Raw genomic sequence first — 6,997 nt, 5'->3', positions numbered from 1 at the left:
CTGGCGATGAGGTGGCCGTCGAGCGGACGGCCGGTGAGGAGGACTGATGGTGGGGACAGGGGCTCCGATGGTGGTGCGGCAAGTTGTGGTGCAGGCGCCGATCGAGAAGGCGTTTGCGGTGTTCACTCAGCGGTTCGCGGATATCAAGCCGCGTGAGCACAATCTGATGAGCTCGCCGATTGTGGAGACGGTGTTCGAAGGGCGGGTGGGTGGCCACATCTACGACCGTGCCGAGGACGGGAGTGAGTGCCGGTGGGCACGGGTGCTGGTCTTCGAGCCGCCGGATCGGGTGGTGTTCAGCTGGGACATCGGTCCTACGTGGAACCTGGAGAAGGATCCGGCGAACGCCAGTGAGGTCGAGGTGCGGTTCGTCGCGGAAGGGCCGGATCGGACGCGGGTGGAGCTTGAACATCGCAACATCGACCGGCATGGGCCCGGCTGGGAATCCGTGCGCGACGGGGTTGCCAACGACCAGGGGTGGGCGCTCTACCTCGAGCGCTACGCGGCGCTGACCGGCGCCGACGCATAAGGGCGACCGGCCCCGGAAAGGACGATGGGGCGACACGCGCGCCCGAAGGCAGGGGCGACACGCGCGCCCGAAGACAGGGGCGACACGCGCGCCAGAAGGCAGGGGCGACACGCGCGCCCGAAGGCAGGGGCGACACGCGCCAGAGGGGAGGACGGGGCGACACACGCCGGGTGAAAGGCTTCAGGCGGCCCCGCGTGGCGTCCGCGTGGCACGATCTCGGGGGTGGCGGAATGGGTCGTTCTGATCAACGGGCTTCCGGGGTCGGGTAAGACGACGCTCGCGCGCGGACTCTCGGCAGCGCTCGGGGTCCCGCTGATCTCGAAGGACGCGATCAAGGACCGGCTGGCGGCGGAAAGAACGGCGGCCAGCGCAACGGAAAAAGCCACGGACAACGCGACGGAAAGATCCGCGGACAGCGCGCCCGCGGAGATCGCCGAGCTCGGGGCGGCGGCGTCCGAGCTGATGTGGGAGTTGGCGGCGGCCGAGCAAGGCACAGTGGTCCTGGAGTCGTGGTGGTTCAAGCCGCGCGATCTCGGCTTCGTGCGGTCCGGGCTCGGCCGCAGTGGGGCGATCGGCGTTGTCGAGGTCTGGTGTGAGGTTTCGGCGGAGGTGGCTCGGCAGCGGGTCGAGCGCCGCCGCCGGCCGGGCTACTACGAGGATGGCCGGCGGCTGGCCGAGAACTGGGCCGAGTGGAGCGCCGGGGCGGAACCGCTGGGGGTGGGGACCATCCTGCGGGTTCGCACCGACGCTCCGGTTGACCTCGCCTCGCTTACGACTGCTGTTTCTGCAGGTATTGGGTGATCTGGCTCAGGTTGTAGCGGGCACTGTCCTCCGCCCTCTCCTCCCACGCGAAGACGCAGACCGTGGCTGTGCCGTCGAAGCCGATCTCGGTCAGGGTGCGGAAGAAGACGTCCCAGTCGACCTCGCCCTGGCCGATGTCCAGGTGCTGGTGGACGCGGGCCGTCGAGCCGGGCGGGTTGACGATGTAGCGCAGGCCCGAGGAGCCGCGGAAGTCGAACGAGTCCGCTATGTGCACCTGGGTGAGGAGCGGGCCCGCGTACCGGATGATCGCTTCCAGGTCGCCGCCCTGGTGGAACGTGTGGGGCGCGCAGTAGAGGAACGACACCAGGTCCGAGTTGATGCCGCGGATCATGTTGACCGCCGCGATGCCGTCCTCGATGAAGTCGTCGGGGTGGGGTTCCAGGACCAGGCGCACGCCCTCGCGTTCGAAGATCGGCAGCAGGTCCTCCATCGAGCGCCAGAACTGGGCCTCGCACACGTCCGGCATCGAGGGACGGCCGTTGAACTCGGAGTTCATCACGGTCACGCCGAGGTCCACGGTGATCTCGATGGCGCGCTTCCAATACCGTACGGCCGCCTGGCGCTCGTCCTCGGACGGGCCCGACCAGCGGTAGAGCGGCAGCACCGACGCGACCGTGACGTCCGCCGCCGTCAGCGCTTTGCGGAACGCCGCCACGCCCGCCCTGTCCACGCGCGGGTGCACGAAGAACGGCAGGAAGTCGTCCCTCGGCGACAACTCGATGTCGCGGTAGCCGAGGTCCGCCACCACCCGTGGCAGCTCCAGCAAGGGCACCTTCCGCAACATGTACGGGTCCAGAGCGATCCTCACGCCGCCACCTCCGCCGCGTACAGCTTCGGCCGGTCCGCCAGCACCACCGGCACCCGATCTCCCGTGCGCAGCGCCGCCACGCCCGCGTCCGACACCACCGCCGCCGCGTAGCCGTCCCAGGCGCTCGGCCCCACCGGCTGCCCGCCCGCCGACAGCGAGTCGATCCACTCCTGGAACTCGACGTCGTACGCGCGCAGGAACCTCTCCCGCCAGTCCGCCGGTACCGGGCGGGAGTCCGTCCCCGCGTGGCGCACCGTCACCGGGCTCGCGTTGCCCAGCGCCGCCGTGCCGTTCTCGCCCACCACCTCGCCGCGGATGTCGTACCCGTAGCGGATGTTCACCGAGATCTCCACGTCGACCAGCACCCCGCTGCTCATCTCGAGCAGCAGCATCAGCGGGTCCTGGAGCTCGCCGCCGTTGCGGCTCCGCCGGGGCACCAGCACGCGGACCGCCGCCACCTCGTCGTCGAACAGCCAGCGCACCATGTCGATCTCGTGCACCGCCGTGTCGGTGATCGCCATCTCCTTCTCGTAGAACGCCGGCACGCTCGCGTTGCGGTGGGTGCAGTGCATCATCAGCGGCGACCCGATCACGCCCCGGCCCAGCGCGGCCTTCAACGCTCGGTATTCGCCGTCATAACGACGCATATATCCGACTTGCACCAGTCGCCGGCCGACGACGACTTCGGCATCGATGATCCGCAGGCACGCCTCCTGGGTGGTCGCGAGCGGCTTCTCGCAGAACACCGGCTTCCCGGCGTCGATCGCGGCCAGCACGTACTGCTCGTGGGTCGGCCCCCAGGAGCAGACGACCACGGCGTCGACCTCCGGATCGTTGATCAAGTCGACACCGAGAGAGTGAACCCGCGCGCCTGTGCGCGCGCCGACCGAGGCGGCCACCGCGGTGTCGACGTCCGAGACCGCGGTCACGCGGACACCGGCCAGCACGGTGGTCATCCGGCGGATGTGGTCCTGCCCGATCATCCCGGTGCCGATGACTCCGACCTTCAGCATGCGGCCTCCCCTAGCGCTTCAGCTCGTGGGACAGCTCGGCGAGCTCGTCGCCGCCGGCCATCTGCTGGGTCAGCTCGTCGAGGCCGACCTCCTTGCGGGTCTTGTCGAGCGCGGTCGCGCCGAGCTTCAGGATCACGAAGTGGTCGCCGACCATGTAGGCGTGGTGCGGGTTGTGCGTGATGAACACGACGCCCAGGCCGGCGTCGCGCGCCGCGGCGACGTACTTGAGCACCACGCCGGACTGCTTCACGCCGAGGGCCGCCGTCGGCTCGTCGAGGATCAGCACGCGGGCGCCGAAGTAGACGGCGCGGGCGATGGCCACGCACTGCCGCTGACCGCCGGAGAGCGTACCGATGGGCTGGTTGATGTCCTTGACGACGATGCCCATCTTGCGCAGCTCGGCGTCGGCGATCTCCCGCATCTGTTTGACCTTGAGGCCGGCCAGCGGGTACTTGCCGGCGGTCAGCTCGGAGCCGAGGAAGAAGTTGCGCCAGACCTCCATGAGGCCGACCACGGCGAGGTCCTGGTAGACCGTCGCGATGCCGTGGGCGAGCGCCTCGCGCGGCGAGCTGAAGTTGACCTCCTTGCCGTCGACGCGCAGGCTGCCCTCGTTGTGCGGGTGCAGGCCAGAGATGATCTTGATCAGGGTCGACTTGCCGGCGCCGTTGTCGCCGAGCACGCAGGTCACCTCGCCCGCGTTGACGCGCAGGTTGATGCCGCGCAGGGCCCGGATCGCGCCGTACGACTTGCCGACGCCCTCCATCTCGACCAGTGGCTCGCCGCGGTGCAGGCCCTTGTCGGCGTGCTCCGCCAGGGTGTCGGTCATGGGGTCACCCCACCTTCCGCCGGGTGGACATGCGTTTGACGTAGAGGTTCACCAGCACGGCGAGCAGCAGCATCACGCCGAGGAACGCCTTGAACCAGTTGGGGTCCCAGCCGGCGTAGATGATGCCGAGGCTGGTCATGCCGAAGATGAACGCGCCGATGGCGACGCCGATCGCGTTGCCGAAGCCGCCGGTCAGCAGCGTGCCGCCGACGACCGCCGCGATGATGTAGAGGAACTCGTTGCCGACGCCGCCGCCCGCCTGGAGCGTGTTGAAGCGGAAGAGCTGGTGCATGCCGACGAACCAGCCGAGGAACGAGACCACCATGAAAAGGCCGATCTTGGTACGGACGACAGGCACGCCGACCGCACGGGCGCTGTCCGGGTTGCCGCCGACCGCGAAGATCCAGTTGCCCACCCGGGTGCGCTGGAGGGTCCACGCCGCGAGCGCGACGAAGAAGATCCACCAGAGGACCGAGGTCCAGATCGTCACCGACCCGACCTTGAAGCTGGACGCGAAGATCGTGCCGAGCGAGTCGAAGCCGTCGATGTTGCTGATGTCCGGCGTCGACACCGTGCCGGTGACCAGCTTGGTCACGCCGAGGTTGGCGCCCTGGAGCACGAAGAACGTGCCGAGCGTGATGAGGAAGCTCGGGATGCCGGTGCGCATCACCAGATAGCCGTTGAGGAAGCCGATCAGCAGGCAGAACGCCAGCGACAGCAGCGCGCCGACCCACAGGTTCACCCCGTAGTACCAGCAGAACATCGAGCTGGTGAGGCCCGCGGTGTAGACGATGACGCCGGCCGACAGGTCGAACTCGCCGCCGATCATCAGCAGGCCGACGCCGACGGCGACGATGCCGATCACCGACGACTGGTAGAGCACGGTGAAGAACGACTCGGCCGAGCGGAACGAGGGCGCCAGCACGAGGAAGAAGACGAAGATGATGATCGCCGCGACCAGGGCGCCGATCTCGGGCCGCGCCATGAGCCGGCTGGCCAGGGCGGGCCGGACCGGCTCGGCCGAATGGGAAGAGGGTGCCGGAGCGACTGTCTGAGTCATGAGGGCACCTCCTCTACCGCGTGTTGTTCTTGGTGAAGGGAAGGATCTTGTCGATGTTCGTGGAGTCCACGAAGGACGGACCGGTCAGCACGGCCTTGCCGCCGCCGATGTCGTTGCCGTTCTTGAGGTTCAGGTAGAGCGACGTGACCGCCATGTAGCCCTGCACGTACGGCTGCTGGTCGATCGAGAAGACGATGTTGCCGTTCTTGATCTCGGTGGCCGCCTGCTCGTTGAGGTCGAAGGTGACCAGCTTGGCCTCGCTGCCGGACTGCTCCTTGGCCTTGATCGCGTCGAGCGCCTGCGGGGCGCCGAGCGTGACGATCGCGTCGATCGACTTGTCCTGCGCGAGCTTGGCCTGCAACGTCGAGGTGACGGCCGCGTCGTCGGCGCCGTTGACCTGGATGTTCTCGGTGCCGGGCACGGAGCTCTTCACGCCGGCGCAACGCGCCTCCAGGGCCACCGAGCCGGTCTGCTGGATCACGCAGAGGGGGTGCTTGACGCCCTGCTCGGCGAGCTTCTTGCCGGCCTCGGTGCCCGCGAGGGTCTCGTCCGAGCCGAAGTACATCAGCGCGCCGAGCCGCTGGTAGTCGTCGATGCCGGAGTTGAAGCCGACCACCGGGATCTTCGCGTCGCTCGCCGCCTTGACCGCGCCGGCCAGCGCGTCCGGGGTGACCAGCGTGGTGGCGATGGCGTTGACCTTCGAGTCGACGGCGTTCTGGATCAGCACGGCCTGCTTGGGCGCCTCCGGGTCGTTCGAGTACTTCAGCGTGACGCCGGTGTCCTTCGCGGCCTGGTTGGCGCCGTTCTTGACCTTGTCCCAGAACGTGTCGCCGGGCGTCTCGTGCGTGATGAAGGCGATCGTGTAGCCGGAGCTGCCGGGCGCGTTGCCGCCGGCGCTGTCGGTCTCGTCGGTCTTCTCGCGGCCGCCGCCACTGCACGCGGTGGCGGCGAGGACCACTGCCGCGCCGAGCGCGGCGATCCGGAAGGTGCGGGTCCGAGCGGTCATATCTTCTCTCCTGAGGGACGGGGATCGGTGGAGGTGAGTCCGCGGCTGTTCAGGTAGGCGCGCGTGCGCTGCGCGATCGGCAGCGGCACGTCGAAGTCGACCGGGTACATGTCCTGCTCGACGACGACGAAGATCTCGGCGTCGAGCTCGCTGAGCGCGTCGAGCACGGAGGGGACGTCCGGCTCACCCGCCGGGGGTTCGACGCTCGCGCCCATCGCCACGGCCTGGCCGAAGGCGAGGTCCTCCGCGACGGCGCGCCGGGCGACGGCGGGATCCATCTGCTTGATGTGGACGTAGCCGACGCGCTCGGGGTATTTGCGGATCAGGCCGGGCACGTCGGCCCGCCGGTACGCGAGGTGCCCGGTGTCCAGGCAGAGCGAGACGAAGCGCGGATCGGTCTCCTCCAGGAAGCGCTCGGTCTGCTGCTGGGTCTCCACCTGGTAGTCCGCGTGCGGGTGGAAGCGCATGTGGACGCCGTACTCCTCCAGCAGGATCCGCCCGAGCGTGTTGGTGTTCCGGATCAACGCCCGCCAGGAATCCGGATCGAGCTCGGACGCCTCCAGATAGGCGCCGGTGGCATCGTCGCGATAGCCGGGCACGGGCACGAAGACGACATTTCGCGCACCGACCGCGGCGGTCAGCTCGGCGACCTTCCTGGTCTCGGCGAGCACGGAGTCGAAGTTCTTGTGCGGCCCGCCCGCGCCGGCCACGGTGCCGCCGGCGATGGAGAGGCCGCGGGCGGCGACCTCGTCGCGCAACCGGGCGGGATCGGTCGGCAGATAGCCGTACGGCCCGAGCTCCAGCCAGCGATAGCCGGCCGCGGCCATCTCGTCCAGGAACCTGTTCCAGGGTGTCTGCTTGGGGTCGTCGGCGAACCACACACCCCAGGAGTCGGGGCAGCTACCGAGTTGCAAGTGACGGATCTGCATGTGC

At 68.8% G+C, this 6,997-nt stretch carries 8 protein-coding genes; 2 read left to right on the top strand and 6 right to left on the bottom strand.

Annotation, left to right across the window (positions count from 1 at the left end; all coding sequences use genetic code 11):
- Positions 1-46 precede the first annotated feature (46 nt).
- Entirely contained in the window at positions 47-529 is a 483-nt protein-coding gene (locus Ade02nite_RS26295; RefSeq protein WP_203769318.1) for an SRPBCC family protein, read from the top strand.
- Between the two features lie 222 nt (positions 530-751).
- Positions 752-1,330, top strand: coding sequence for a P-loop nucleotide/nucleoside kinase family protein (locus tag Ade02nite_RS26290; protein WP_203769316.1), 579 nt, complete (start codon positions 752-754; stop codon positions 1,328-1,330).
- Here Ade02nite_RS26290 and Ade02nite_RS26285 read toward each other — a convergent pair.
- Genes Ade02nite_RS26285 through Ade02nite_RS26260 form a run of 6 tightly spaced genes read right to left on the bottom strand, consistent with a single transcriptional unit; the run spans position 1,299 to position 6,993 of the window.
- Positions 1,299-2,159 (bottom strand): sugar phosphate isomerase/epimerase family protein, encoded by an 861-nt coding sequence (locus Ade02nite_RS26285; RefSeq protein ID WP_203769314.1) that lies wholly within the window; start codon positions 2,157-2,159, stop codon positions 1,299-1,301. The two genes, Ade02nite_RS26290 and Ade02nite_RS26285, sit on opposite strands and share 32 nt — an antisense overlap.
- Complete coding sequence (locus Ade02nite_RS26280; RefSeq protein WP_203769312.1) at positions 2,156-3,172, bottom strand: Gfo/Idh/MocA family oxidoreductase; 1,017 nt, start codon at positions 3,170-3,172, stop codon at positions 2,156-2,158. Before Ade02nite_RS26280 ends, Ade02nite_RS26285 begins: the two co-directional genes overlap by 4 nt.
- A 10-nt stretch (positions 3,173-3,182) precedes the next feature.
- Positions 3,183-3,998 carry an ATP-binding cassette domain-containing protein gene (locus tag Ade02nite_RS26275; protein ID WP_203769310.1) on the bottom strand — a complete coding sequence of 272 codons (816 nt, stop codon included), beginning with the start codon at positions 3,996-3,998 and terminating at the stop codon, positions 3,183-3,185.
- 4 nt (positions 3,999-4,002) lie between these two features.
- On the bottom strand, positions 4,003-5,058 hold the full coding sequence (locus Ade02nite_RS26270) for an ABC transporter permease (RefSeq protein ID WP_203769308.1): 1,056 nt from the start codon (positions 5,056-5,058) through the stop codon (positions 4,003-4,005).
- A 13-nt stretch (positions 5,059-5,071) separates the two neighbouring features.
- Complete coding sequence (locus Ade02nite_RS26265) at positions 5,072-6,064, bottom strand: sugar ABC transporter substrate-binding protein (protein WP_203769306.1); 993 nt, start codon at positions 6,062-6,064, stop codon at positions 5,072-5,074.
- Positions 6,061-6,993, bottom strand: coding sequence for a TIM barrel protein (locus Ade02nite_RS26260; RefSeq protein ID WP_203769304.1), 933 nt, complete (start codon positions 6,991-6,993; stop codon positions 6,061-6,063). The genes Ade02nite_RS26265 and Ade02nite_RS26260 overlap by 4 nt, the downstream gene beginning before the upstream one ends.
- Between the last annotated feature and the right edge of the window lie 4 nt (positions 6,994-6,997).

The organism is Paractinoplanes deccanensis (assembly GCF_016862115.1).
GTDB classification, from domain to species: domain Bacteria; phylum Actinomycetota; class Actinomycetes; order Mycobacteriales; family Micromonosporaceae; genus Actinoplanes; species Actinoplanes deccanensis.
The sequence above is the reverse complement of the archived record's forward strand: the minus strand, read 5'-3'. Positions and strand labels throughout refer to the sequence as shown.

Excerpts from the sequence above, each read along its gene's own strand:
- Ade02nite_RS26295 (WP_203769318.1), top strand. The coding sequence starts at position 47 with ATGGTGGGGACAGGGGCTCCGATGGTGGTGCGGCAAGTTGTGGTGCAG.
- Ade02nite_RS26280 (WP_203769312.1), bottom strand. The coding sequence starts at position 3,172 with ATGCTGAAGGTCGGAGTCATCGGCACCGGGATGATCGGGCAGGACCAC.
- Ade02nite_RS26275 (WP_203769310.1), bottom strand. The coding sequence starts at position 3,998 with ATGACCGACACCCTGGCGGAGCACGCCGACAAGGGCCTGCACCGCGGC.
- Ade02nite_RS26270 (WP_203769308.1), bottom strand. The coding sequence starts at position 5,058 with ATGACTCAGACAGTCGCTCCGGCACCCTCTTCCCATTCGGCCGAGCCG.
- Ade02nite_RS26265 (WP_203769306.1), bottom strand. The coding sequence starts at position 6,064 with ATGACCGCTCGGACCCGCACCTTCCGGATCGCCGCGCTCGGCGCGGCA.
- Ade02nite_RS26260 (WP_203769304.1), bottom strand. The coding sequence starts at position 6,993 with ATGCAGATCCGTCACTTGCAACTCGGTAGCTGCCCCGACTCCTGGGGT.